This is a genomic window from Microbulbifer sp. SE14 (genome assembly GCF_059834885.1).
In genome coordinates this window covers 37,946-62,376 of sequence record NZ_JCBAJA010000030.1, presented here as the reverse complement: position 1 = coordinate 62,376, position 24,431 = coordinate 37,946, and the positions used below count along the sequence as shown (strand labels likewise).

At 64.7% G+C, this 24,431-nt stretch carries 27 protein-coding genes; 12 read left to right on the top strand and 15 right to left on the bottom strand.

Features of this window, described 5'->3' with window-relative positions:
• Positions 1–248 precede the first annotated feature (248 nt).
• Both AC6R19_RS18445 and AC6R19_RS18440 read right to left on the bottom strand, forming a co-directional pair.
• Positions 249–647, bottom strand: coding sequence for an MliC family protein (locus tag AC6R19_RS18445; protein WP_500581323.1), 399 nt, complete (start codon positions 645–647; stop codon positions 249–251).
• Positions 648–727: 80 nt separating this feature from the next.
• On the bottom strand, positions 728–856 hold the full coding sequence (locus AC6R19_RS18440; protein ID WP_500581322.1) for a DUF3149 domain-containing protein: 129 nt from the start codon (positions 854–856) through the stop codon (positions 728–730).
• Positions 857–1,064: 208 nt separating this feature from the next.
• Here AC6R19_RS18440 and AC6R19_RS18435 point away from each other — a divergent pair, with 208 nt between their 5' ends.
• Positions 1,065–2,234 (top strand): aminopeptidase, encoded by a 1,170-nt coding sequence (locus tag AC6R19_RS18435; RefSeq protein WP_500581321.1) that lies wholly within the window; start codon positions 1,065–1,067, stop codon positions 2,232–2,234.
• On the opposite strand, the gene dtd is transcribed toward AC6R19_RS18435, so the two are convergent.
• A complete protein-coding gene (dtd, locus tag AC6R19_RS18430; protein ID WP_500581320.1) occupies positions 2,141–2,578 on the bottom strand; it encodes a D-aminoacyl-tRNA deacylase in 438 nt (145 codons plus the stop codon). The two genes, AC6R19_RS18435 and dtd, sit on opposite strands and share 94 nt — an antisense overlap.
• Positions 2,579–2,816: 238 nt before the next feature.
• On the opposite strand from dtd, the gene AC6R19_RS18425 reads away from it, so the two are divergent.
• The 9 genes from AC6R19_RS18425 (at position 2,817) to AC6R19_RS18385 (ending at position 12,215) form a co-directional block, all read left to right on the top strand.
• Entirely contained in the window at positions 2,817–3,803 is a 987-nt protein-coding gene (locus tag AC6R19_RS18425; protein ID WP_500581319.1) for an NAD-dependent epimerase/dehydratase family protein, read from the top strand.
• 186 nt (positions 3,804–3,989) lie between these two features.
• Positions 3,990–4,583 (top strand): DNA-3-methyladenine glycosylase I, encoded by a 594-nt coding sequence (locus AC6R19_RS18420; RefSeq protein WP_500581318.1) that lies wholly within the window; start codon positions 3,990–3,992, stop codon positions 4,581–4,583.
• Positions 4,584–4,622: 39 nt separating this feature from the next.
• Positions 4,623–5,480: a mechanosensitive ion channel family protein gene (locus AC6R19_RS18415; RefSeq protein ID WP_500581317.1), complete on the top strand. Its 858-nt coding sequence runs from the start codon at positions 4,623–4,625 to the stop codon at positions 5,478–5,480.
• A 124-nt stretch (positions 5,481–5,604) separates the two neighbouring features.
• Positions 5,605–7,521 (top strand): DUF885 domain-containing protein, encoded by a 1,917-nt coding sequence (locus tag AC6R19_RS18410; RefSeq protein WP_500581316.1) that lies wholly within the window; start codon positions 5,605–5,607, stop codon positions 7,519–7,521.
• 284 nt (positions 7,522–7,805) lie between these two features.
• Positions 7,806–8,951 carry a PQQ-dependent sugar dehydrogenase gene (locus tag AC6R19_RS18405; protein ID WP_500581315.1) on the top strand — a complete coding sequence of 382 codons (1,146 nt, stop codon included), beginning with the start codon at positions 7,806–7,808 and terminating at the stop codon, positions 8,949–8,951.
• A 17-nt stretch (positions 8,952–8,968) separates the two neighbouring features.
• Entirely contained in the window at positions 8,969–9,745 is a 777-nt protein-coding gene (locus AC6R19_RS18400; RefSeq protein WP_500581314.1) for a hypothetical protein, read from the top strand.
• Between the two features lie 23 nt (positions 9,746–9,768).
• Complete coding sequence (locus AC6R19_RS18395; RefSeq protein WP_500581313.1) at positions 9,769–10,254, top strand: GNAT family N-acetyltransferase; 486 nt, start codon at positions 9,769–9,771, stop codon at positions 10,252–10,254.
• A gap of 285 nt (positions 10,255–10,539) precedes the next feature.
• Positions 10,540–11,421, top strand: a complete 882-nt coding sequence (locus AC6R19_RS18390; protein ID WP_500581312.1) for a phytanoyl-CoA dioxygenase family protein — start codon at positions 10,540–10,542, stop codon at positions 11,419–11,421.
• Between the two features lie 32 nt (positions 11,422–11,453).
• On the top strand, positions 11,454–12,215 hold the full coding sequence (locus AC6R19_RS18385; RefSeq protein ID WP_500581311.1) for a VIT1/CCC1 transporter family protein: 762 nt from the start codon (positions 11,454–11,456) through the stop codon (positions 12,213–12,215).
• A gap of 34 nt (positions 12,216–12,249) precedes the next feature.
• Here AC6R19_RS18385 and AC6R19_RS18380 read toward each other — a convergent pair whose 3' ends face one another.
• The 4 genes from AC6R19_RS18380 to AC6R19_RS18365 form a co-directional block, all read right to left on the bottom strand.
• Complete coding sequence (locus tag AC6R19_RS18380; protein WP_500581310.1) at positions 12,250–13,287, bottom strand: glycosyltransferase family 2 protein; 1,038 nt, start codon at positions 13,285–13,287, stop codon at positions 12,250–12,252.
• The gene (locus AC6R19_RS18375; protein ID WP_500581309.1) at positions 13,287–13,670 is read right to left on the bottom strand and encodes a GtrA family protein; all 384 of its coding nucleotides are present in this window, start codon (positions 13,668–13,670) and stop codon (positions 13,287–13,289) included. Before AC6R19_RS18375 ends, AC6R19_RS18380 begins: the two co-directional genes overlap by 1 nt.
• Positions 13,663–15,564 (bottom strand): NPCBM/NEW2 domain-containing protein, encoded by a 1,902-nt coding sequence (locus tag AC6R19_RS18370; RefSeq protein ID WP_500581308.1) that lies wholly within the window; start codon positions 15,562–15,564, stop codon positions 13,663–13,665. Before AC6R19_RS18370 ends, AC6R19_RS18375 begins: the two co-directional genes overlap by 8 nt.
• A 101-nt stretch (positions 15,565–15,665) precedes the next feature.
• Positions 15,666–16,748, bottom strand: a complete 1,083-nt coding sequence (locus AC6R19_RS18365) for a GGDEF domain-containing protein (RefSeq protein WP_500581307.1) — start codon at positions 16,746–16,748, stop codon at positions 15,666–15,668.
• Positions 16,749–16,965: 217 nt separating this feature from the next.
• Here AC6R19_RS18365 and AC6R19_RS18360 point away from each other — a divergent pair, with 217 nt between their 5' ends.
• The gene (locus AC6R19_RS18360; protein ID WP_500581306.1) at positions 16,966–17,487 is read left to right on the top strand and encodes a macro domain-containing protein; all 522 of its coding nucleotides are present in this window, start codon (positions 16,966–16,968) and stop codon (positions 17,485–17,487) included.
• A gap of 63 nt (positions 17,488–17,550) precedes the next feature.
• Entirely contained in the window at positions 17,551–18,099 is a 549-nt protein-coding gene (locus AC6R19_RS18355; protein ID WP_500581305.1) for a DUF2846 domain-containing protein, read from the top strand.
• Positions 18,100–18,106: 7 nt separating this feature from the next.
• Here the strand turns inward: AC6R19_RS18355 and AC6R19_RS18350 are convergent, their stop codons facing one another.
• From AC6R19_RS18350 to AC6R19_RS18315, 8 genes are read right to left on the bottom strand one after another with little or no spacing between them, the layout of a single operon-like run.
• Positions 18,107–18,367, bottom strand: a complete 261-nt coding sequence (locus AC6R19_RS18350; RefSeq protein ID WP_500581304.1) for a hypothetical protein — start codon at positions 18,365–18,367, stop codon at positions 18,107–18,109.
• Between the two features lies 1 nt (position 18,368).
• Positions 18,369–19,031, bottom strand: coding sequence for a cytochrome c oxidase subunit 3 (locus tag AC6R19_RS18345; RefSeq protein ID WP_500581303.1), 663 nt, complete (start codon positions 19,029–19,031; stop codon positions 18,369–18,371).
• The gene (locus tag AC6R19_RS18340) at positions 19,018–20,634 is read right to left on the bottom strand and encodes a cytochrome c oxidase subunit I (RefSeq protein ID WP_500581302.1); all 1,617 of its coding nucleotides are present in this window, start codon (positions 20,632–20,634) and stop codon (positions 19,018–19,020) included. Before AC6R19_RS18340 ends, AC6R19_RS18345 begins: the two co-directional genes overlap by 14 nt.
• Entirely contained in the window at positions 20,627–21,625 is a 999-nt protein-coding gene (coxB, locus tag AC6R19_RS18335) for a cytochrome c oxidase subunit II (RefSeq protein WP_500581301.1), read from the bottom strand. The genes AC6R19_RS18340 and coxB overlap by 8 nt, the downstream gene beginning before the upstream one ends.
• The gene (locus AC6R19_RS18330; RefSeq protein ID WP_500581300.1) at positions 21,622–22,416 is read right to left on the bottom strand and encodes an SCO family protein; all 795 of its coding nucleotides are present in this window, start codon (positions 22,414–22,416) and stop codon (positions 21,622–21,624) included. The genes coxB and AC6R19_RS18330 overlap by 4 nt, the downstream gene beginning before the upstream one ends.
• A complete protein-coding gene (locus AC6R19_RS18325; protein WP_500581299.1) occupies positions 22,413–22,808 on the bottom strand; it encodes a hypothetical protein in 396 nt (131 codons plus the stop codon). Before AC6R19_RS18325 ends, AC6R19_RS18330 begins: the two co-directional genes overlap by 4 nt.
• A complete protein-coding gene (locus AC6R19_RS18320; protein WP_500581298.1) occupies positions 22,792–23,832 on the bottom strand; it encodes a hypothetical protein in 1,041 nt (346 codons plus the stop codon). The genes AC6R19_RS18325 and AC6R19_RS18320 overlap by 17 nt, the downstream gene beginning before the upstream one ends.
• A complete protein-coding gene (locus AC6R19_RS18315; RefSeq protein ID WP_500581297.1) occupies positions 23,829–24,410 on the bottom strand; it encodes a c-type cytochrome in 582 nt (193 codons plus the stop codon). The genes AC6R19_RS18320 and AC6R19_RS18315 overlap by 4 nt, the downstream gene beginning before the upstream one ends.
• Between the last annotated feature and the right edge of the window lie 21 nt (positions 24,411–24,431).

The following is a 24,431-nucleotide window of genomic DNA, read 5'->3' as shown; positions in this document are numbered from 1 at the left end:
AACGGCGATTTTTCGTATGAGGTGTTGCTCTTCTGTGCTAAGTTTTCTGGCGTCGTATTTCATGCGCGCCATGATACCATGCTGTATTGATTATTTCCGCTCTATTAGTAATAGGAGCTGTTGGGGTAACCCACTAGCCGGTTTTCGTCAAGTGGGCGTAGGGGTCAACATCCATGTGAGCCGAAAAGGCTGCCCTACAGCGCCGAGCTGGAGAAGGAACTGAAGTCTGTGAGCCTGAAACTCGGCGTTTAATCGGTTTCCGAAGCGGCTCCCACCCTGCGGCAATCCTTCAGCACGACCTCTTCCTCGCTGTCACCGATGGATACCTTCGACAACACGCCTTCGCCGCCCTTGGTGTGCCAGCGGTAGCCCGGCTGGCCCTTGTCGGCCACATAGAGGACGCCGGAGGCGGCGGGTTCCTGGTGCATGGGGACTATGGATCTGTGGTAGGTCAGTACGCCGAGACCCGGCTCGCCGTCGGGGGTTACGTACTTGAATTCCAGCCGCTCGTTGTTTTCGCAGCGGTACTCCACCGTCTCCACCTTCACCTGCGGCTCTTCGTCGCAGGCGCTGAGGAAAAAGGCGCCGAGCATTAGGGCGCATCGGGCCGGGGTGAAGGGAAATCCGGTAAACAGGCTGGGTTTCATCGCGGCCGATCCTTCAGGTGACTACAGCCGTTTGAAAGCAGCCGCGGGAAAAAATTCCCGGCCCCCGCCCCGGGCGGCGCTCAACGCTCCTTGTCGATATTGCGCAGGACCAGGCGGATGAAATAGGCGGCCATCAGGCAAACGAAGGCGATCACACCCAGGCTCAGCAGGCCGGAAAAACTGGTAAACAGGTCGATCAGTGCGTCCATCTCTGGCTCCGTCTCTTACATCGGTGACGGTGCCAGTCTAGGGTCCCGCTGCGGGCGCGCCTTGACCTGGATCAAGCCGACGGCCCACCGCGAAAAGAAGCTAGAATGTCCCGGCTGCGTTGATGGAAACCAGCACCGCGGCGGCGGGCGCCGTGCCTGGCCCGATGCCTGTCGGCTCCACGCAATCACCTCTTGCAAACGATCAACGATGGTTAGAGCCAATATCAGCATCCGGCGATCTATCGCGCCACTGGCGGCGGCCGCCCTGGCGCTTTCGCTGTTGAGCGGCTGCGAAACGGCGGGTTACTACGCCCAGGCGGCCACCGGCCAGTGGCGCATTCTCGCCGCGCGCGAGCCGATCGAGGAAGTGGTAGCGGCGCCGGGCACCGGGGAAAAACTGCAGAAGCAGCTGCGCCTGGTGCAGGACATCCGCGCCTACGCCGGTGCTGAGCTGGGGCTGCCGGTGGGCAGGGCCTACGGCGCCTACGTAAAGCTCGACGAGGACTACCCGGTGTGGAATGTGCTGGCGGCTGGGGAGCTGTCCCTGCAGCCGAAGCGCTGGTGCTACCCGTTTGTGGGCTGCGCCAGCTACCGCGGCTACTTCCGCAAGGCCGCGGCGGCGGCCAAGGCGCAGGAATTGCTGGGCGAGGGCTACGACGTCTACCTGGGGCCGGTGCCCGCCTACAGCACCCTGGGCTGGTTCGACGACCCGATACTGTCCAGCTTCGTCAACTGGTCACCGGAGCGTTTGGCGGGACTGTTGTTTCACGAGCTGGCCCACCGCCGCGTCTATATCTCCGGCGATACCCAGTTCAACGAGAGCTTCGCCACCGCGGTGTCGGAGCTGGCGTTGCCGGACTGGCGCCGCCGCTATGGCATCGAGGGGATAGGCGCGGACGCCCGCGCCCAGGCGCTGGCGGTCAACCGCCTGATGACGGCGGCGCGCAAGCAGCTGGAGTCAATCTATGACGCGGAGATTCAGGACGAAGCCAAGCGCGCGCAGAAGGCCGGCGTGCTCGCCCGCCTGCGCCATTGCTACCGCGAGTTATCCGCCGACTGGCCGAACCCCGAGCGCTACCGCAACTATATCGACAAGACCAACAACGCCACCCTGGCGCTGGTGGCCGAGTACCAGTCCCAGGTGCCGGCCTTCAAGCAGCTGTACCGGGAGAGCGGCGGCTGGGACGAATTCTATGAAGCCGCCGAGCGGCTGGGAGAAGAGGACAAGGAGACGCGCAAGCAGCAGTTGAAACAGCTGGCGGTCCGCTATCGGGATTCCGGTGCTCAGGTCTCCAACAGGAAAGTCACCGGTCCGTCGTTCAGCAGCGACACCTGCATGTCTGCGGCGAATACCCCGCATTCCACCGGCGCAAACTGAGCCCGCGCCCGCTCGACGAAGTAATTGTAGAGTTCCTCCGCCTGCTGCGGCGTGGCGCCGCGGCTGAAGCTGGGCCTGAGCCCCCGGGCGGTGTCCGCCACCAGGGTAAACTGGCTCACCACCAGCAGGCCGCCAACCGCCTGCTGCACGTTCAGGTTCATGCGCCCCTGCTCGTCGCCGAACACCCGGTAATGCAGCACCTTGTGCAGCAGCTTGTCCGCACTCTCTCGCGTGTCCCGCGCCTCGACGCCGAGCAGCAACAGCAGGCCGCGATCGATGGAACCCACCGACTCCCCGTTCACATCCACCCGCGCGTGGCGCACGCGCTGAATCAAACCCTTCATCGCAAATAAACCGCCTGGAACCCGAAAAGGAAATGCCCTAGATTAGCCAACTGTTCGGGTCGAATAAACCGCGGAAGTGAAAGAAGAGACGGTAGGGTGGATAAGCGCTAAGCGCACCCACCAATTACGGCGGATGCGAGGCCGCCATGGATGGCGGTCATGCAGAAAATGCATGGAGCAATTTTCTGCCTAGACGCTTATCCGCCCTACGAGGGCTAAAGCGGAGAGGGGAATAATAATGCACGCATTCGTCACCGGCGGCACCGGCTTCCTGGGCGCCAACCTGATAGAGCAACTGGTCGCCGACGGCTGGCGGGTGACCGCGATGCACCGCCGCGGCTCCAACATACAGCTGCCCGAGAAGCTGGGTGCCGAACTGGTGGAGGCCTCGCTCACGGATGTCGATTCCCTGCGCGGCGCCCTGCCGGAAAAGGTAGATGCGGTCTTCCACCTGGCCGCCAACACCAACATGTGGCGCGGTGGCAACGCCCAGCAGTGGCGCGACAACGTCGAGGGCTCAGCGAATATCGCCCGCGTGGCACGGGAGAAGAGTGCCGGGCGCCTGGTGGTCACCAGCTCCATCTCCGCCTACGGCTACCACAAAGACACCATCACCGAGGAGAGCCCGCAGCTGGCGGACGATCCGCGCCACCACTACCTGTATACCAAGAAGCGCGCCGAACAGGCGGTGCGCGCGGAGATGGCGCACGGCCTGGACGCGGTCTTCCTGAATCCCTGCGGCATAGTCGGCAGATACGATAGCAGCAGCTGGGCGCAGACCTTCTTTATGATCGAGAGGGACCAGCTGCCCGGCGTGCCGCCTGGGGCGGGATCCTTCTGCCACGCCGGCGCCGTGGCGCGCGCGCATATCGACGCCTTCCACCGGGGGCGCCGCGGTGAAAACTATATCCTCGCCGGCACCGATGCCAGCTTCCTGGAGTTCTTCGGCAACATCGCCGAGCTGCTCGGCAAGCCGGTGCCCAGACGCACCACCCCCGCCTTCGCGATCCGCGCGCTGGCCCGGCTGTTCGATATCGGCTCGCGCATCAGCGGACGCGAGCCGGTGATCACGCCGGAAAAGGCTGCCATGGTCACCCGGCGAGTCACCGCCAGCAGCGCCAAGGCGGAGCGGGAACTGGGCTACCGGTCCGGTGTGGAACTGAAGACGATGCTGCGCGAATGCCGCGACTGGCTGATCGAGCAGAATCTTCTGGAGGCCCGATGAACCGGGGCAATATCATTTTTGTGCTGATAATGTTGTTGCTGGTACTGCAACTGATACAGCACTATTTCTTCTCCGGCGCCCAATAATGCCTCCATGTAGGAGCCTGCTTGCAGGCGAACAGCGAGGCTTAATCGAAGCGCCGGGAACATTCGCCTGGAAGCAGGCTCCTACAGGATTTTATTAACCATGGCGGACAAACGCTGCAGCTGGTGCCTGAGCACCCCCCTCTACCGGAAGTACCATGACGAGGAGTGGGGCCGCCCGGTCACCGATGACGCCACCCTGTTCGAGTTCCTGATCCTGGAGGGTGCCCAGGCGGGCCTGGCCTGGATCACGGTGCTGAACAAGCGTGAGAATTACCGCAAGGCCTTCGACAATTTCGAAGCGGAGAAGATTGCCCGCTACACGCCGAAGAAAATCGAAAAGCTGCTGCAGGACCCGGGCATAATCCGCAACCGCCTGAAGGTGGAATCGGCGGTGAAAAATGCCCGCGCCGCACTGGCCCTGCGCGACACCGGCACAGGCCTGTCCGAATTCCTGTGGCAGTTCACCGGCGGCCGTGTGTTGGTGAACCGCCGCCGCAGCATCGGGCAGGTGCCGGCCAGCACGCCCGAGTCCGATGCGATGAGCAAGGCACTGAAGAAGGCCGGTTTCAGCTTTGTCGGCACCACGATCATGTATGCCCATATGCAGGCCACCGGCATGGTCAACGATCACCTGGTCACCTGCCCGGCGCACCGGCAGTGTATAGATGAGGCGGCGGCAAAAAATCTGCTATAAATTCCCCTCCAATTAATCTGCAACAGGGATGATCGCCGGATGGATCTGAACGAGCTGATAAAAGAATACTGGCCGCTGGTCATCGCCGGGGCCATCAAGCTGGCCGCGGCGCTGGTGGTACTGGTGGTTACCGCAATCGCCGCAAAGCTGGCGCACCGCGGCGTACACCGCCTGTCCAAGCGCCTGGACGCGACCCTGATCCCGGTGCTGGCCAATATCGCCGTGTGGGCAGTCTATATCGTTGGCGGGCTGGTGATACTGGACAAGTTCGGTGTCAACACCACCAGCCTGATCGCCCTGCTCGGCGCCGCCGGCCTGGCCGTGGGCCTGGCCCTGAAGGACACGCTGCAGAATATCGCCGCCGGCTTCATACTGCTGGGCCTGCGCCCCTTCCGCGTCGGCGAGACCATCCAGTTCGGCGACACCACGGGTACGGTGCGCGAGGTGGGCCTCTTCACCACCGAACTGGACACGGTGGATGGCCTGCGGGTCAGCGCCCCCAACAGCGCCATCTGGGGCCAGACGCTGACCAACTACAGCCGCAACGCCACCCGCCGCATGGAGATAGTGGCCAGCATCGCCTACGGCGACGATATAGAAACCGGCATGGAGGTGCTGCGTCAACTGGTGGCGGAGGAGTCGCGCATCCTGGCCGACCCGGAGCCCGCCTATGCGGTGCGCGCCCTGGCGGACAACTCCGTGGACCTGCACCTGCGCGCCTGGACCACCAATGCGGACTACTGGGACGTCTACTGGTCGCTGATGCAGAAGCTGAAACCGGCCCTGGAGGGCGCGGGGCTCAGCATTCCCTTCCCCCAGCGGGAACTGCATATCATCAACCAGGCCCCGGAGCGCCGCGAGAAGCTCACCGCCGACGCCGATTCCGGCGAGACTTGATCCCGCGATTCCGTCGGTTCGGCGCAACGGCGCCGGGCCCTGCGGGCGGGTCAATCGACACCCCGGCAAATTCGTGTCAAAGTAACCGGCGTTTTTTTGCACAAAAACTGACCGAGATACGACGATGCTTGAGAAGCTGCACAAGCCCCTACGCCGGGCGCCCCTGATACCCAGTCTGCTGGCCCTCGCCATCCTCGGCGGCTGCCAGCGCGACGAGGCCCCGGAGGCCGGCGCCAGCGCGCTGCAGGCGCAGAATGCCGCCGCCACCGCAGATGCCAAAGACAGTGCTGTCGACCCCGCCGCCGAGACGCAGCGCCTGACCGAGTGGTTCAACGAGCGCTACGAGGAAAAGCTGCAGTTCAGCCCGATGCAGCTTTCCTACCTGGGTCGCAAGGACCTCTACGACCAGATCGACGACATGGGCGAGGAAGCCTCGAAGCGCAAGCTGGCCTGGATGGCGAAGACCGTCGAGGAGCTGAAGAAAAACTTCGACTACGACAAGCTGACCCCCGCCGGCAAGGAATCCTACGATCTGTGGGTTTTCCAGTACGAGCAGGACAAGGCGGCCGAGCCCTTCAAGCGCCACGGCTATTTCGCCGGTGAGCTGGGCGGCCCCGAGGCCTCGCTGCCCAACTTCCTGATCAATATCCACAAGGTGGATTCCGTCGAGGACATGCAGGCGTACATCGCCCGTATCGACGGCATCAGTCGCGCCATGGACCAACTGCTCGAGCGCGCCAAGCTGTCCGCCAAGGACGGTATCCGCCCGCCGCGCTTCGCCTACGACCTGGCCGTCGAGCGCGCGCAGAAAGTCACCGCCGGTGCACCCTTCGGGGGCGAGGGCGAGGCCCCGCTCTACGCCGACGCCAAGGCCAAGATCGAAACGCTGCAGAAAGACGGCAAGATAGATGACGACACCGCCAAGAAACTGCAGGCGCAGGTGGAGCAGAGCCTGAACGAGAAGCTCAAACCCGCTTTCGACGCCTATATCGCCTGGGCGCAGGCGGACCGCGAGAATGCCAGCGAAGAGCCGCAGGGCGTCTCCAGCCTGCCGAGCGGCGAGGCCTTCTACAACAATCGCCTGGCCAACTACACCACGCTGGACCTGACCGCCGACCAGGTACACCAGATCGGCCTGGACGAAGTGGCCCGCATCCGCAAGGAAATGGAAACGATCAAGGAGCAGGTGGGTTTCGAGGGCAACCTGCAGGAATTCTTTACCTTCATCCGCAATGACGACCAGTTCTATTACCCCAACTCCGACGAGGGGCGCGAGGGCTACCTGGCGGAGACGCGCAGCTTCCTCGAGGACATCGAGAAGCGGCTGCCGGAATACTTCGGCATACTGCCCAAGGCGAAGCTGGAAGTTAAGCGGGTGGAACCCTTCCGCGAAGTGGCGGGCGGTGCCCAGCACTACCAGCCCGGCACGCCGGACGGCTCCCGCCCCGGCACCTACTATGTGCACATGTCCGACATGACTGCCCTGTCGACCACCGACATGGAGACGGTGACCTACCACGAGGGCAGCCCCGGTCACCATATGCAGATCTCCATCGCCCAGGAGCTGGAAGGCATTCCGCAGTTCCGCACCCAGGCGCACTTCACCCCCTACGTCGAGGGCTGGGCGCTCTACTCGGAAAAACTCTCCAAGGAGATGGGCCAGTTCCGCGATCCCTACAAGGACTTCGGCCGCCTGACTGCGGAGATGTGGCGGGCCATCCGCCTGGTGGTGGACACCGGCATGCACGCCAAGGGCTGGACCCAGGAGCAGGCAGTGGAATACTTCCTGGAAAACTCCGCCATCCCGGAGAGCGCGGTGCGCTCCGAAGTGCGCCGCTACCTGACCCTGCCCGGCCAGGCCACCTCCTACAAGATCGGCATGCTGAAAATCCTCGAGCTGCGCGATCAGGCGAAGGAGCAGCTGGGAGACAAGTTCGACATCCGCGGTTTCCACGACACGGTCCTCGGTGCCGGCGCCCTGCCGCTGCCGATGCTGGAGGTGCGGGTTGCTGCCTGGGCCGACCAGGTCAAGGCCGGCTAAGCTGCCGACCTGGATTCACTCCAGACAAACAGGCCGGGCATTGCCCGGCCTGTTTGTTTCTGAGTACCGAAGCAGCCGCCACAGAGGGGGCATCTATGAAATTGTGTGTGGCGCAAACCCGGCTGGACGGTAAAAGCCAAGGGCTGAAAGTATTCGATACAAACAGCGGGGCAGCGGCTGTAAAGTACCTGTAGCAACTGACGGTTTGCGATAAGAGTTTGCCGGGCGGGCGCGGGAACCCTTATCGACGGGTTTGCCCGCCTTTGCCGCGATAGGAGCACGCAATGAAAACAACCATGAAAAAACTCCGCCGCTGGCTGGCGGCTGCAGCGCTCGGCGGTGTCGCCGCCTGCGCAGCCGCAGCGGAGGTGGTGCGGGAGAAAATCGACAGCGAGGTGCACAGCTTCCGCCTGGTGCGCCTGGCCTCCGGCCTGCATCACCCCTGGGCCGTGGTGCGCCTGTCGGAAGGCCGCTTCCTGGTCAGTGAGCGTCGCGGCCGCCTGGCGCTGATCGAGGGCGGCCGGGTCGGGTATCTCGACGGCGCGCCGCCGGTGTCGGCGCTGGGCCAGGGCGGCCTGCTGGACCTGGTGCTGCACCCGCAGTACGGTGACGGCGAGCACGACTGGATCTACATGACCTATTCCAAGCCCGGCGAAAACGGCACCGCCACGGCCCTGGCCCGCGCGAAACTCAAGGGAAATGCGCTGGCGGATTTCGAGGAGCTGTTCGTACAGGACCGCTACTCCCACCCGGGGCGCCACTACGGCGCGCGGCTGGCCTGGCGCGCGGACGGCACCCTGCTGATGACCGTCGGCGATAGGGGCGTGACCCCGGAGCGGGCCCAGGACAGGCGCGACCACGCCGGCAGCGTGCTGCGCCTGACCGAGACCGGCGTGGCGCCGGCGGACAACCCCTTCGCCGGCGACGACAGCGGCCTGGACGAAATCTACAGCTACGGCAACCGCAATATCCAGGGGCTGGTGGTGGCCGATGACGGCCGCATCTGGGCCAGCGAGCACGCGGCACTGACCGGCGACGAACTGAACCTGATAGAGGCGGGAGCCAACTATGGCTGGCCCGTGGCGACCCGCAGCAAAGACTACGGAACAAAAGAACCGATAGGCGTGCCGTCCCTGCCCGGCGTGCGCGAGGCGAAACACATTTACAGCGGCCGCTTTGCCCCCTCGGGCCTCGCGCAGGTGGACAGCGACCATTTCCCCAAATGGCAGGGCAACCTGCTCGCCGGCGGTCTCGGCAGCGAGAAACTGCTGCGGCTGGTGCTGCGTGATGGGGAGATCGCCCACACCGAGCCGTTGCTCGAGGGAGAGATAGGCCGTATCCGCGACGTGCGCCAGGGCGCAGACGGCTATATCTATCTGCTCAACGACAGCAGCGACGGCGGTCTCTACCGGCTGGAACCCACTCGATAAAAAACGGAGTCACGACTATGAAAACCATCCAATTGCTCGCGGCCATTCCCGTCGCACTGCTGCTGATACTGGCAGGACCCGTGCTCGCCGCCGAAGCCGTACCCACCGAGATCGTCGTGCGCGCCAAGGCCAAGGACGCCAAGTTTATCGGCACCTCCATCGGCGGCGCCATGGTGCGTATCCGCGACGCCGAGAGCGGCGATATACTGGCCCAAGGCCTGACCCGCGGCAGCACCGGCAACACCGAGGTCATCATGGAGAAGCCCCGCGGCCGCTACGATGCCATTGGCGAGGGGGCAGCCAGGTTCGAGACTAAACTCGATATCAGCGAGCCGGTTTTCCTGACCGTGGAGGTGCTGGCGCCCTACATCAAGAAGCAGGCGCGGGTGCTGGCGCAGACCCAGACCTGGCTGGTGCCGGGCAAGCCGATCGGCGGCGACGGCCTGGTGGTGGAGATCCCCGGCATGGTGGTGGACGTGCTGAGTCCGCAGACGCACTTCTACACCACCGCCGACAAGAGCCCCTTCGAGATTCGCGCCAACGTGGTGATGATGTGCGGCTGCCCACTGACCGACGGCGGTCTCTGGGACGGCAGCCAGATAGAGGTGACGGCCATCGTCAAAAAGGACGGCGAGCCTTACAGGACAGTGCCGCTGAAGATGCTGGACACCATGAACACCTTCAGCGCACCGCTGCAAACCGCAGAGCCGGGTGTCTACGAGATTCTCGTCTACGCCTACGACCCCAAGACCGGCAACACCGGCGTGGACAGGGTCAGTTTTATCGTCAAATAGGGACAGAGAGGGGGAGCCAAGCCATGCATATTCGCGAGGCGGTCGAGGACGACCTGGAAGCCATGTGGGGAATCTTCCGCGCGGTGATCGCCGGCGGCGACACCCTGCCCTTCTCGGACTCCATCGACAGGGAGACCTTCCGCGCCCACTGGTTCAGCGAGGGGCAGGTCACCTGCGTGGCCGAGGAGGATGTGCACCTGCTGGGCATGTACAAACTCGGCGCCAACTACCCGGACCTGGGCTCCCATGTGGCCAGCGCCACCTACCTGGTGCGGCCGGAGGTACAGGGGCAGGGAGTCGGCCGTGCCCTGGTCGAGCACAGCATTGCGCGCGCCCAGGATGCGGACTACCTGGCGATGCAGTTCAACTATGTGGTCAGCACCAACAGGGCGGCACTGACACTGTACGAGGAACTGGGTTTCGAGATTGTCGGAACCCTGCCCAAGGCCTTTCGCCACTCTGAACTCGGCCTGGTCGACGCCTATGTGATGCACCGCTTTCTGCAGTAGGTTTTCCACTTTCCCTCCCCCGCGCCGGTGGCGCTTGACTCGTCGGTGCCAAAACGGTGGAATAGCGCACCGGTAAATCGGCTGGCGCCGTTTACATCTCAGATCTGGGCCGCTTTGGCCGCAGGTCGTCTCCGGTGACTGCTTTTAATCCGGTCACCACTCCATGGCCCGAAGCTGCGGGCCCCACATTGGCGGACACACCGCCGCATTTTCGACGCTCACAGCCGTGTGAGGCGGCGCCGTGTCCTGCGCAAAAAACGAAGTTACACAGGAGGAAACATGTCTATGGCAGGTGATCTGTACCCTTCCCGCGTCGGCGGCAGGGAGCAAATCATCGAAAGAAAAGATCCGGTGGTCTACGGCGATGCGGGCGCGGACACGCCGCTCGACCGCGCGCAGCTGGATTGCTATGAAGAAAACGGCTACCTGATCCTGCCGGACCATATGCCGGAAATGGTGCAGCCGCTGCGCGCGGAGATGGAAAGGTTGCGCGGGCAGCTGCGCGGCCGCGAGGAGCTGGTCTGCGAACCGCAGAGTCAGGTGCTGCGCACCATATTCAGCCCGCATAAATTCAGCCCCCTGGTGGATCGCTTCTTCCGCCACGAAAAAGTGCTGCCGCTGGTGCGCCAGTTACTGGGCTCCGACGTCTACCTGATGCAGTCCCGCCTCAACAACAAGCCCGCCTTCACCGGCCGCTCCTTCGCCTGGCACTCGGATTTCGAGACCTGGCATGTGGAGGACGGCATGCCGCGCATGCGCGCGCTGACCGCCTGGGTCATGTTGAGCGAAAACCACGAGCGCAACGGGCCCCTTTACGTGATTCCCGGCTCCCACAAGCTCTATGTGTCCTGCCGCGGCAAAACCGGCGAGGACAACTACAAGTCCTCCCTGCGCCAGCAGGTGCTCGGCGTGCCGCAGCCGGACACCATGCGCGAGATACTGCGCGAGCGCGAAATCCACGCGATCACCGGCGGGCCGGGCACCCTGGTGATTCACGAGTGCAACCTGCTGCACGGCTCTCCCGACAATATCTCCGGCGACTCCCGCCAAGTGTTGATGTGCGTCTACAACAGCGTGGAGAACAGGCCGCTGGCGCCCTTCGGCGGCCTCAGGCAGCGACCGGCGTTTCTTAGCAGCCGCGACTGCACCCCGGCCAGGGTGGCCTAAAATGCGGTAAACGAATCGCAGGGGAAGCGGCGATGAAGGAATCGGGCAGGAAGGCACTGCTCCGGGAACACCGGCCGGAAAACATCGCCCAGCGCCTGCAGCGGAAGCCGGAGTCGCAGAAGGTCTCGGATTTCGTGCTGGGCGCCATCGACGGCTGCATCACCACGTTTGCCGTGGTGTCCAGCGCCTTCGGCGCCGGCTTTCCCCCCCTGGTGATACTGGTGATGGGTTTTGCCAACCTGCTCGCGGACGGCTTCAGCATGGCGGTGAGCAATTACGAGGCGGTCGATGCCCAGCGCGAGCATTTCGAGGCCGCCAGGCGCACTGAAGAGCGCCATATCAAGCTGGTGCCGGAGGGGGAGCGCGAGGAGGTCCGGCAGATCTTCGCCAACAAGGGCTTCAGCGGCGAGACGCTGGAGCAAATCGTCGCCACCATCACCGCCAACCGCAAGCTGTGGGTGGAGACGATGCTCACCGAGGAATACGGCCTGAGTTTCGAACGCTTCAGCCCGGTGGCCTCGGCGCTGGTCACCTTCGCCGCCTTTGTCGCCGTGGGTGCTGTACCGCTGGTGCCCTTCCTGTTGCCGGGTCCGGGAATGGAGGCGCAATTTATTGCCAGCGCGACACTGGCCGGCCTGGTATTCCTCGCGATCGGTATGCTGAAGAGCCTGGTGTATGCGCGGCCGAAACTGCGCTCGGCGATCAGCACCTTCCTGCTCGGCGGTGGCGCGGCGTCCCTGGCTTTCCTGGTCGGTTATCTGCTGCGGCAGCTGTTCGGTATAGAGGCGGCCTGAATTTTTTGGGGCCGCTCCTACCGGGAGGGAGTCGTCAGTCGATGGCTACCGCTTCCAATATTTTGTCTCTGTTTGCACGCGTCTCCTCCCCGCCGACAACCCGGTCGATATGGTACCTGGGCCGTCGCTTCACCTCCTCGAACAGCTTGGCGATATACTCGCCGATCACGCCCAGGCACAGCAGCTGCACGCTGCCGATAAACAGCAGCGGCAGCAGTATGGACGCCCAGCCGGGCACGGCATCGTCGGTGAACAGCCGCGTCGCCAGCACCCAGGCGATGACAAAGAATGAGAAGGCGCTGGCGGCCAGCCCCAGCAGTGTGATCGCCCGCAGCGGCGCGGTGGAAAAGGCGGTGATGCCGCTCCAGGCCAGGGACAGCATGCGCCTGAGCGGGTACTTGCTCTCGCCGGCGGCGCGCTCCCGGCGGCGGTACTCCACCTGCGAGGAACTGAAGCCCAGTTCGCGCACCATGCCGCGCAGGAAGAGGTTGGCCTCCGGGTATTCCAGCAGCGCGTCCAGGGCGCGGCGCGACAGCAGGCGGAAGTCGGCGTGGTTGAACACCAGGTCGACGCCCAGTTTGTGCATCACCTTGTAGTAACCCTCGGCGGTGAAGCGCTTGAAGAAGGTGTCCGTGTGGCGTTCGTTGCGCACGCCGTAGACCACCTCGCTGCCCTGTAAATAGTGGTCCAGCATCGCCTCGATGTTGTCCGCACCGTCCTGCAGGTCGGCGTCGATACTGACCACCGCCTCCTCCACCGTCTGCGACAGGCCCGCGTGCAGCGCATTCTGGTGGCCGCGGTTGCGCGACAGTTTGATCGCGACTATGGACTCTTCTTCAGCGGCAATTTCCCGCATCAATTCCCAGGTCCCGTCGCGGCTGCCGTCGTCCACCAGGTAGATCTTCGAATCGGCGGTGGCCTTGCCGATGCGCACCAGCCGCTTGAGCAGCCGCGACAGTTCCGCGCAGCTGTCCCGCAGTATCTCCTCCTCGTTGTAGCAGGGCACCACTATCGCCAGGGAGGGCGCGTCTTTCATTAGTGGGCCGCGGGCGCTATACGAGCTGTCAGACATTATTCTCTCCGGTAGATCCAGTACTGGTGCAGGGCGAAGTTGCACACCAGGGTGATGCCGGTGGCGATGCACTGGGCGGGCAGGTAGTGGAAGGCGATCAGCAGTACCGCGAAGCTCGCGGTGTTGACCCCCAGCCCGATCAGGGCCACCAGGACAAATTTGGGCAGCGTGCGCCAGTGGCTGGCGCGGCTGGCGAAGGTGAAGCGGTAGTTGAGCCAGTAATTGAATGCGGCGGAAATCGCGAAGGCCGACGCGGAGGCTAGTACCGCGTTGATGGACAGCAGTTCGACAAACAACGCCAGCAATAAAAACTGCAGCAGGGTCGCCGCCCCACCGACACAGGCGAAGCGCACGAAGCGCCGTTGCAGCAGCCACTCAATCACTGCCCGGCTCCTGTTTGAGGAAGCGGGCCATGGCCCAGGCGGCGTGGTCGTGGTGGTTGCTGTCCAGCGGCTCCACCAGCAGGGTCAGTGTGTCGGCGCCGTTCAGTGGCAGCAGTATTTCGCCGGCACTTCCGTGGGTGAAGCGGCCGCTGCTGAAAACTTCCTCGCCGTCGAGCAGCAGCTTGAACTCCACCAGGCCGCGGCGGCCGCCGTCGTCGCTGAGGCCGTAGTGGCTGTGGAAATACTTGGCACCGGCGGGAATTTCGTAGCGCGTCTCGCTGCGGGCGTGCACGCCGAGGCCGCGGGCAAAGCGCTCGCCGCCGATCGCAATGGGCCTGCGCCCGACGCTGCGATCGATACCGAGGTTGCCCCACTGCTGGTGGTGGCTGTCCGTACTCAATTCACTCAAGAAAAGGGCCCCATCGCGCTCGAACTGCGCCGCCAGCGCCCACTGCTGCCAGGCGTAGCCGCCGCCGAAGCAGAGCAGCAGGCCCGCACCGGTCAGCAGGGCGACACTGGGCCCGTGCGCCTTTTCTTCAGTCTCTTCGCGTCGCCGGCGCGCTGCCACACCCAGGCCCAGCAGCAGCGCCGCCTGGGCCAGCAGCAGCCCCTCGGCGGGCTTGCGGTAGCGGCCCTCGTTGACCGCGATCGGCATCAGCCCCTGCACCAGTATCCACACCGCGATCAGCACCGGCAGCAGCCGCCGGCCGCGCAGGCGGCGCCAGTAAATCGCGGTGGCGGCGATCAGCAGCAGCGTCAGCGGCGCCCACAGCCAGCGCATGTGGAAATTCGCCCGGTCGACCGCCCGCTCCAGGTTCTTGTCCGGCCAGGAGGCGCCGAAGAAGAGGTAGATCAGGTTCTCCTTGGTTATCCACAGGTAGTCGGAGAAAGTCAGCGGATTCTCCGCCAGCGCCTTCTGCCAGTCCTCGCCGCCGCGCTCCAGGTCGATGGTCACCTCGACGTGGCCGCGCCGCGCCGTCTGCCAGTCGGACAGTGGCGCCAGCGGCTGCTCGCCGGTGGAGGGCGACGAGAACCAGTAGTCCCAGCGCTCGCCGCCGCGGCGGTAGTGGATATTGATCTGCTTCTTGCCGGAGCGGGTGTAGACGGACACCAGCTTGCCGTTGCCGTGGGGGGCGAATAGCTGCATCTGCTGGTAGGCGCGGTAGGTCAGTGGGCCCAGCACCAGCGCCAGCAGCAGGACCGACCAGGCGGCCTTGCGCAGCTTGTCCCCCTGCTCCAGCCACAGCCAACTGCAGGTGACCGCCGCCAGCGGTATGGCGATGCCGCGGGTCAGCCCGGCCAGGGCCCACAGGAAGGCCATCAGCAGGAAGCTCGGCAGCGTCTGCTTGCGCCGGCAGCGCCAGCTGGCGTAGAGGGCCGCGCCCAGCAGCGGCAGCAGCAGCGTCTCCTGCATGAAATAGCCGTAGATGGCGGTCCAGGATGGCAGCAGCGACAGCGCGGCCCAGCCGCCCAGGGCGACCAGCTTGCCCGGCTGCAGCTCGCGCAGGAAGCGGTACCAGATCCAGGGCGTGAACAACGACAGCAGCGCCGTGTAGAAGGCGACCAGCAGCGGGTCTTCCAGGGTCAGCTTGCCGAGCAGGCCGATATACAGCTGGTAGAACACCGGATCGGTCAGCGTCATGGGGTCGTTGCGCAGCGCGTCCACGCCCTGTTCCCAGTGGCGCTGGGGATCGCTCCAGATATGGTCGAGGGGGTTGAACTGCAGGATATAGTCGATCCGCAGCCAGGCGCCGACAAACACGAGCCCATACAGCAGGGCATAGAGGCATTCGCGCCGGGTCAGCCGCAGTTCGAGTTGCGGCAGGAGAGTGGCGAGGGAACTGAAGCGGCGGTTTCCAGTGGCGGCGGCTGTGTCCGCCGGGTGGCTGTGCATGGGGACTGCCCCGATTATTGTTGTTGCGGGCTGGCGGCCATCTTAACCGCAGGACGGTAGCGGTAACACTGATTGAGGCGCCAACGGTGTCGGAACCTGCCTCAGACAGCGACCACCTTGTTGCGCCCGCCGTCCTTGGCGCGGTACATGCGCGCATCGGCCTCGGCCAGCAGCTGGCCGTGGGTGGCGCTGGCGGGGTCGCCCTCGGCGACGCCGAAGCTGATGGAGATGGTCACCGGCGGGTCGTATTTCTGGCTCAGGGCCTCCACCTTGCCGCGCAGCTTCTCCGCGAGGATGCCGCCGCCGTGCAGGTCGGTGTTCGGCAGCAGCACCAGGAACTCCTCGCCGCCCCAGCGGGCCACTATGTCGTCGGCGCGGGTGTTGTCCCGCAGTACCTCGGCCACGTCCTGCAGCACCCGGTCGCCGAAGGCGTGGCCGTAGGTGTCGTTGAGGGTCTTGAAGTTGTCCAGGTCGCCGATCAGCACCGCGTAGCGGCCGGCCAGGTGGCGGTTGCGGCGCTCCAGCTCGTGCATGGCGCGGTAGGCCTCGCGGCGGTTGGCCAGCCCGGTCAGCGCATCGGTGGAGGCGCGGTTCTCCAGCTCCCGGGTCAGCCGGTGCAGCAGCTTCTGGGTCTGGTGGCGGCTGCTGTCCAGCAGCGCGGTGAGGGCGGTCAGGGCGCCGAACACGGCGATAAAACGCGCGCGGTAGGCGGTGTCGTACTCGGCGGTGAGGCCGGGGAAATCCGGGTAGAAGAGCACCAGCGCGGTGGCGCCGCCGATGGCGGCCAGCGCCGCCACGCCGCCCTTGTAGCCATACAGGTTGATAAAGCCCGGCACCAGCATCACCGCCCACATCAGGCCGGTGTTGTTCACGCCGCCGGACAGCAGCAGGTAGAAGTAGAGCACCAACAGCAGGGTGCCGACCAGCAGCGGCGTCTTCCTGCTCGGGCCCACCAGGTTGATGGTGATATAGGCGCCGAGGATCAGCGCGGCCACGCCGAACAGGGTGGTGGCCTGCCAGACATCGCCGCCGGTCAGCGCGATGGCCGCCATGGCGCCGGTGATCGCCATGGAGAAGATCAGCATATAGCCGGAGGCCTGGATGCGCCGGCGCAGCTCTATCTGGCGCGCCTCCTCGATGGGGTCGCGAAACGCCAGGCTCTGATTGTCATACCCTAGGTTCATGGGGGGCCCTGTGATTGTGCGGGCCACTACCTCCGTCCGGCCCGGCGCCGCGTCATTGCGGCGCGACTTTAATAATTAGTTTTTCTGATCCTTGCATTCCCCCGGCCCAACCCGGTGCACTGCGAATGCGGAGTGGCGGTCAGTATATTGCGATTCGCCCCGGCACCAAAGCGCCGCGCTACAGTATCAGTAGTCCGGAATGCGAAATTGAGAAACCGTGGCAAAAATTGAACTGACTTGCGGCGATATCCTGGCGCTGCGCGGCGACGCCCTGGTGTGCCCGGCGCACAAACATCTGATCCGCGGGCGCGGCCTCTCGGCGCAGATCTACGACCGCGGCGGCGCGGCCCTGGCGGCGGCCTGCGAGCAGCAGCCCGAGTGCACCGTGGGTGAGGCCAGGATCACCCGCGCCTACGGCCTGCCGGTGCAGTATCTTTTGCATACGGTGACACCCCAGTGGAGCAGCGGCGACCAGTGGGGCGCCCAGGCGCTGGTGCAGCTGCGGCGCTGCTACGAGAGTGTGCTGGCCTTGGCGCGGCAGAAGAAACTGAAAAGGCTGCTGTTCCCCGCCCTCGGCGCCGGCACCAACCGCTTCCCCCACTCCATCGCCGCGCACCAGGCGCTGGAGGCGCTGCACGGGCAGAAGGAGGGCTTCGAGAAACTGACGGTCTGCCTGCACACCCCGGCGGCGCTTGGGGAGTGGCGGCGGGTGGAGCAGCGCTTTTTCGGCGGTGACTGATTCCCCCTCCGGCCGCGGTTATTGGTAGTATTCGCAAACCGCAAATGATGACAGGGAGTGTTTATGCGAAGGCCGGTCTGTTTGTTGCTGATTCTGGGGGCCCTGGGCCTGTTGGGCGCCTGTGCCAGCGGCCCGCAGGTGTCCGGGAAAAATTTCGTCTATGAAAGGGATATCGGCGAGGGTTATGCCACCCTGTACGTCTACCGCCCCTACCAGCGAATCGGCAGCTGCTGCTGGCCGAAGCTGAAGGTCGACGGCAGACCGGTTGCGGACCTGGGCAACGGCTCCTACAGCGTCATCCATATTGCGCCGGGCAGTTACGATTTTTCCTTTGAATATCTCGAGGGCGCGCTCGACTCGCCGCGCCCGACCCTGCAGATTTTCAACAAATCCCGGGTCTTCAACTTTGCCGCGGGCAAGGAGTATTTCCTGAAATTCAATATTCAGGTCGATCGCGATATCAGCTTCGGCAACATCGGCGGATCTTCTGCACCCGTCTCTTCCAACCGGGTATACGATATGGGCATCGATCTGGTTGAGAGGGATATCGCCATGATCGAGTTGCAGGACACCGGCGAGATAAAACCGATCGTTGCGAGAGTGGCCTTGTAAACCCCCGCTAGCGCGTCAACACATCTGCCAGCGTCAGCAATATCAGCAGCGCAATCCACAGCAGCCCCCCCACCGCTACCAGGCGCAGCAGTTCGCCGGCGGAGCGCAGGCGCATGAATACCAGCATCACCAGCGCGGCCATGGCCGCGGCGCAGAGGAAATGCACCGAGTAGCGCAGCGCCGCGGACTGGAGCATGCCGGCCAGCAGGGTGATGCCCAGCAGCAGCATCAGCGCCAGCCAGGTCAGGATTGCGGGGCGGTAGTGCATGTCAGGCTCGCAATAGATAGAAACATGTAAAAATAAAGATCCACACCACGTCGATAAACGCCCAGTAGAGTCCGGCGATATGCAGTTGCCGGTCGAGGCGGTCCGGCCGGCGCCAGCGTCGCGCCAGTGCCAGCATCACCGCCAGCACGCCCAGGCCGATCAGCATATGCAGCGCGTGTAGTCCGGTGGCGATGAAATAGAGGTTGAAAAACAGTTCGGCCACTTCCGGTTGCTCGCCAGGATAGTGAAACGGCAGGCCCAGCACCGGCATCAGCTGGTGGCGGAATTCCTCGTACCATTCAACTCCCTTGATCACCAGGAAGGCCGCGCCCAGCGCCATGGTCGCCAGCAGCCAGAAGGCGGTGGGGCCGCGCCGCCGCGCGCCCGTCGCCAGCTCCGCCAGGGCCATCGTCAGGCCGCTGCTGAACAGCAGCGCGGTGTTGATCGCGGCCAGGGTCAGGTTCAGGTGCTGTGCCGCCTCGGCAAAGATAGCCCCGTGGCGCAGGCGCAGTATCGCGAAGGCGGCGAAGAGGCCGCCGAACAGCAGCAGTTCGGTGAGTAGGAACATCCACATGCCCAGCAGGCCGGCGTGGCTCTGCTGTGCCATGGAGTCGAACTGTATTTCCGGCGGCGTCTCGCTTCCGGACTGCTCACTTGTAGGCATAGGGCTCCTCGTCTACCACGGGTGTCTCGGCAAAGTTGTGCACCGGCGGCGGCGACGGCGTCTGCCACTCCAGTCCCTTCGCATCCCAGGGATTGGGGCCGGCCTTTTCGCCGCGGCGCAGGGACCAGGACAGGTAGATCAGCGGCAGCAGGTAGCCCAGTGCCAGCACGCCGGCGCCGAGGCTCGACAGCACGTGCAGCAGCTCGAAGTCGTCCGGGTAGGAGTGGTAGCGCCGCGGCATGCCGGCGTAGCCGAGCAGGAACTGCGGGTAGAAGGTGAGGTTCAGCCCCACCAGCAGCGCCAGCGCCGCGGTGGTGGCCCAGGGGCGCGAGTACATGCGCCCGGTGAGCTTCGGCCACCAGAAATGCAGTCCGCCCATATAGGCGGTCACCGCGCCGCCGACCATGATGTAGTGGAAATGCGCGGTGACGAAATAGGTATCGTGCAGGTGCACGTCCAGCGCCAGCGCGGCGAGGAAGACACCGGTCAGGCCGCCGACGGTAAACAGCTCCAGGAAGGACAGGGCGTAGATCATCGGCACCGAAAAACTGATGGAGCCGCGGTACAGGGTCGCGGTCCAGTTCAGTGTCTTGATCGCCGAGGGCACCGCCACCAGGAAGGAGAAAAAGGAAAACAGTATGCCGGCGTACATGCTCTGCCCGGACGCGAACATATGGTGGCCCCAGACCACGAAGCCGAACAGCGCTATCGCCATGATCGCCAGCACCATGCCCTTGTAGCCGAAGATCGGATTGCGCGAGAAGCAGGCGATGATTTCGGAAACGACCCCCATCGCCGGCAGTATCATGATGTACACCGCCGGATGCGAGTAGAACCAGAAGAGGTGCTGGAACAGCAGCGGATCGCCCCCCAGCGCCGGATCGAAAATGCCGATGCCGAGGCCGCGCTCCAGTCCGATCAGCAGCAGGGTGATGGCAAGCACCGGCGTGGCCAGCACCATGATCAGCGCGGTGGCGTAATTGGCCCAGACGAACAGCGGCAGGCGCAACCAGGTGAGCCCCGGCGCGCGCATGGCGTGTATGGTGACGATGAAATTGATCCCGGTGAGGATCGACGAAAAGCCGACGATAAAAATCCCCACCGCTGCGGCCAGCACCGCGGAGTTGGAAAATAGCGTGGAATAGGGGGTGTAAAAGGTCCAGCCGGTATCCACGCCGCCGGCGATTACCGCCGCCAGCGTGAAGAGACCGCCGAGGGTGTAGATATACCAGGACAGCAGGTTCAGTTTCGGGAACGCCATGTCCCGCGCGCCCACCATTATCGGTATCAGGAAATTGCCCAGCGTGGCCGGTATCGATGGAATCAGGAAAAACCACACCATCACGATACCGTGCAGGGAAAACATCCGGTTGTAGCTCTCCGCGCTGAGCAGATCCCCGGCCGGTGTAAGCAGTTCCAGGCGGATCAGCAGCGCGGCACCGCTGCCGAAAAAGAAGAACGCGGTGATGGAAAACGCGTAGAGCCAGGCGATGCGCTTGTGGTCCACGGAGAGCAGCCAGGAGCGGATACTCCAGCCGCCGCTCAGGTAGTCGCCCTCTGTCGCGTGGCGGTCCTCGCCCTCCGAATAGACGATGCTAGTCATTTTGCCCGTCGGCCTCCAGTGACTGGATGTAGGAGATCAGCTGCAGGATTTCCTCTTCGGAAACCTGCCCGGAATAGCTCGGCATGATCGGTTGGAAACCGGAGACCAGTTGTTTCTGCGGTTCCAGGATCGAGTCGCGGATATAGGCCTCGTCCGCGATCACCTCGCTGCCGCCGGCCAGCGGCACCCGGCTGCCGAAAAGGCCCCCGAGCTTGGGCGCCAGCGCACTGCCGCCGGGCTTGTGGCAGCCGCTGCAGCCGTAGTTCTGGAACAGCTGTTCCCCTGCCTCTGCGCGGCTGGGGCCGGCGAGCCGCCCCGCCAGCCACTGCTGGTAATCGGTGCGGTTCAGCACCACTACCTTGCCCCGCATGCGTGCGTGGTCGGTACCGCAGTACTCCGCGCAAAAAAGCCGGTACTCCCCCGCGCGGGTGGGGGTGAACTGCGCGCTGGTGTACATGCCCGGCACCGCATCGCGCTTCAGCCGGAAGGCCGGCAGGAAAAAACTGTGGATCACGTCCTGCGAGGTGATGCGCAACTCCACGGTCTCGCCCACCGGCACATGCAGTGTGTTGATCTCGCGGCTGCCGTCCGGGTGCTGGATCTTCCACATCCACTGCTTGCCTACCACGTCGATAGTGATATCCGCGTCCGCTTCTCCGTACAGATTCAGGTATAACTGGCTGCCCCAGTAAAAGAGCCCGAGAAACGACAGCAGCAGGAGCAGGGCGAAGGTAATCTCCACACGCCGGCTGGTGTGTTCCGACAGCAGTTCTCTGCGCTCCCGCTGCAGGCTGCGCCGGTAGCGCGCGGCGAACACCACCACCAATCCTGCGAGTATTGCCATCAGCAGTGCGGAAATGCCCAGCAGCGCGTAGTAGAGGTAATCCACCTGGGCCGCATAGTCCGACGCCTGCGTCGGAATCAGCTGCAGGCCGAGTAGCGGGTCTTCGATCGCCGACGGTTGTTCAATTGGCGCCGTGTTTTCGCTCATGATATTTTCTCCGCCCGCTCACGGCTGTCCCGCCGGCGCAGGCCGACTATCAGGGCGAGCAGCGCGAGCACAGACAGGCCGCCGGCGATCTGCAGCAGGCGCACGACGGCGAAACTGTAGCGGCCGTTTTGCGGATCGAAGTGGTAGCAGCGCAGCAGCAGCTGGTCCACCGGGCTGCCGAGCCGGCCCCGGCCGGCATCCACCAATGCCAGGCGCAGGTCCGGCTGCGCCGGGTCCAGGCGCAGCAGGTAGCGGCTGATGGGGCCGCCGCTGGCCACCACCACCAGCCCCGCCGGGTGCGCGTAGCTGTTCCGTGCGGCGTCGTAGGTGTAGTGAAAACCCACTGCCTGTGCCAGTGTGTCGATGGCCGCGGATACGCCGGTCAGCAGCTGCCACTCGCCCACTATCGATCCGTGGCGCCGACTCAGGCGCTGCAAAAGTTCCGCGGCCTGCGCCGGGGTTTCGCGCGGATCAATACTGACCACCGCGACCCGGTAATCGTCGGGGGCAAACGGCAGTGCACTCACACTCTCGGCGAGGCGGTCCAGCACCATCGGGCACAGGTGTGGACAGTTGAACCAGGACAGCACCAGGATCAGTGGCTTCTGCTGCGCCAGCGCGGCCAGTTCAATATTTTCATTCCGGGCGTTGAGAAAGTGCACCGCAGGCAGCGGCTGGCCGATGTGCTGCTCAAAGGCAACCCTGTCCAGGGTTTGCTGTTGGGGCGAAGACGGCTGTGCAATGGCCTGAATGGCAAGCGAGAGCAATAGCAGTGCACAGAGTGATTTCATTGCATGCCCTCCCCTCGCGTATTTCCTGTCCCGGTTTTTTCTTCATTCGCCTCTTCCGGCAGCCCGCGCTCCAGCAGCAGTGTCATGGCGCGCTCTATGGGGATATGCACCACGCCCGCGCGCCGGTCCACCCAGCCGACACCATGCAGCCGCTGTTCCACTTGCCGCTGGTACTCCGCCATATCCGCGCGCGGATTCCGCTGCAGGCGCGGCTGGCCCTGCGGTACCGGCAACGGCTCGAACAGCGGCGGCGGCGGTTGCGGTCGCCAGTAGAGGTAGGCCGCCCACAGCAGCAGCCCGCTCACCAGCACCAGTACCAGCGTCAGCAGCATGGTCCAGGCGATGGGCCCCACGGTCGACAGGTCCGGTTCGTGTTTACGCCGTCCGGCCATGCTCTTCTCCGCGATGAGCGGCCGCGCGGATGGCGGCGACGTAGACGGCACCGATCACCAGCACCAGTGCACACAGCAACAGCAGCTGCGCAACGCTGCCGCCGCCGAACGCCGGCAGTACCAGCCAGCCGATCTGCAGCAGGTGACCGAGCAGGCAGCTGGCGGCCGCGGCCGCCAGCCAGTCCGCGCGGCCCTTGGCTTTACCCGACAGCAGCACGACAAACGGCAGCAGGAAAAAAAGCGCAAAGGAGATGACGCTGAGCGGGCGCCAGAGGTCGCGGCTGCGGTGGACATACCAGAGGATCTCGTCGGGCAGGTTGGCCGACCAGATGACGATGTACTGGGAAAAGGCGAACAGCGCCCAGCCCAGCAGCACCCCCAGCCACAGGTTGGCGATATCCCGGCGCGCGTCCGGCTCCATGCCGCCCGCGCCGAGCAGCAGCACCCAGGCGAAGGCCGCGACCACCGCATTGGCGGCGAGCATCAGGCCGTAGACATCGGAATAGAATTCCGGCTCCAGGGACATCAGCCAGTCGAAGGAAAAAAAGGTCAGCGCCAGCAGCCACAGGATCAGTCCCGGCGCCTGGATGCGATTGTTGCGCGGGCGCCAGACGCCGAGGGCGTGGGCGAGCCACAGCCACAGGGCGAAATAGACCAGGCTGCGCAGGATAAAAAACGGCGGGTTCAGGTAGGCGAGTTTGTTCTGCACCAGTTCCGGCAATTCCTGCGCGGGTGCCGTCCAGGCGAACAGGGACTGCATACCGAGCAGCAGCGGCAGCAGCGCGGCGGCGAACAGCGGCAGTGTCGCCGCGACCGCCAGCCACAGCGGCCTGCCGGCCTCGCCCCAGCGGCCGCCGGTCAGGCCGTGCACCATCAGGATCGCCAGGGCGCCGAGCGGCAGGCATCCCCACACCAGCGCCGCCGCCAGCCAGGCGGCCGCAAACGGTTTTCCGGCCAGAGCGCTGGCGGCCGCGCCCAGCGCCAGCGCGACTGTTCCGGTGAAAAGTATCGCGCGCGGCTTCACGGTGCCTTCTCCAGCGTCTCGCGTTCTTGCGGCGTCAGGTCGTCGAGGGTCGCGTGCTGGGACAGCTGCAGCGCGCGGATATAGGCGGCGATGGCCCAGCGATCTTCCGGCGGCACCCGCGCGCCGTAGTCATACATTTTGCCGAAGCCGTCGCTGATCACGTCGTAGAAATGGCGCAACGGCGCCTCGCGCAGGCGCGCACTGTGCAGCGACGGCGGCGCGGGAAAGCCGCGCTGCACTATCATGCCGTCGCCGTAACCGGCGCCACCGTGGCAGGGGCTGCAGAAAATGTCGAAGCGTTCGCCGCCGCGCTGCAGCAGTGCGCGGCTCAGTGGCTCGGGCAGCGTCTCCGGGCGCGGGCCCAGCGGGTCGCCGCGGGCGACGGTACCCTCCGCCGGCACGCGCGCGGACTGGTCGTTCGGCCAGCCGGGCGCAGCCGCCAGCGGGTCGTAGCGCGGCTGGTCGCGCATATCGTTGCCGCAGGCGCACAGCATCAGGATTGCGATCAAACTGATGTAGGGCGGATAAGCGCAGCGCATCCGCCAGGGCCAAATGGTGGATGCGCTGCGCTTATCCACCCTACAAAATCGTACGCTGAG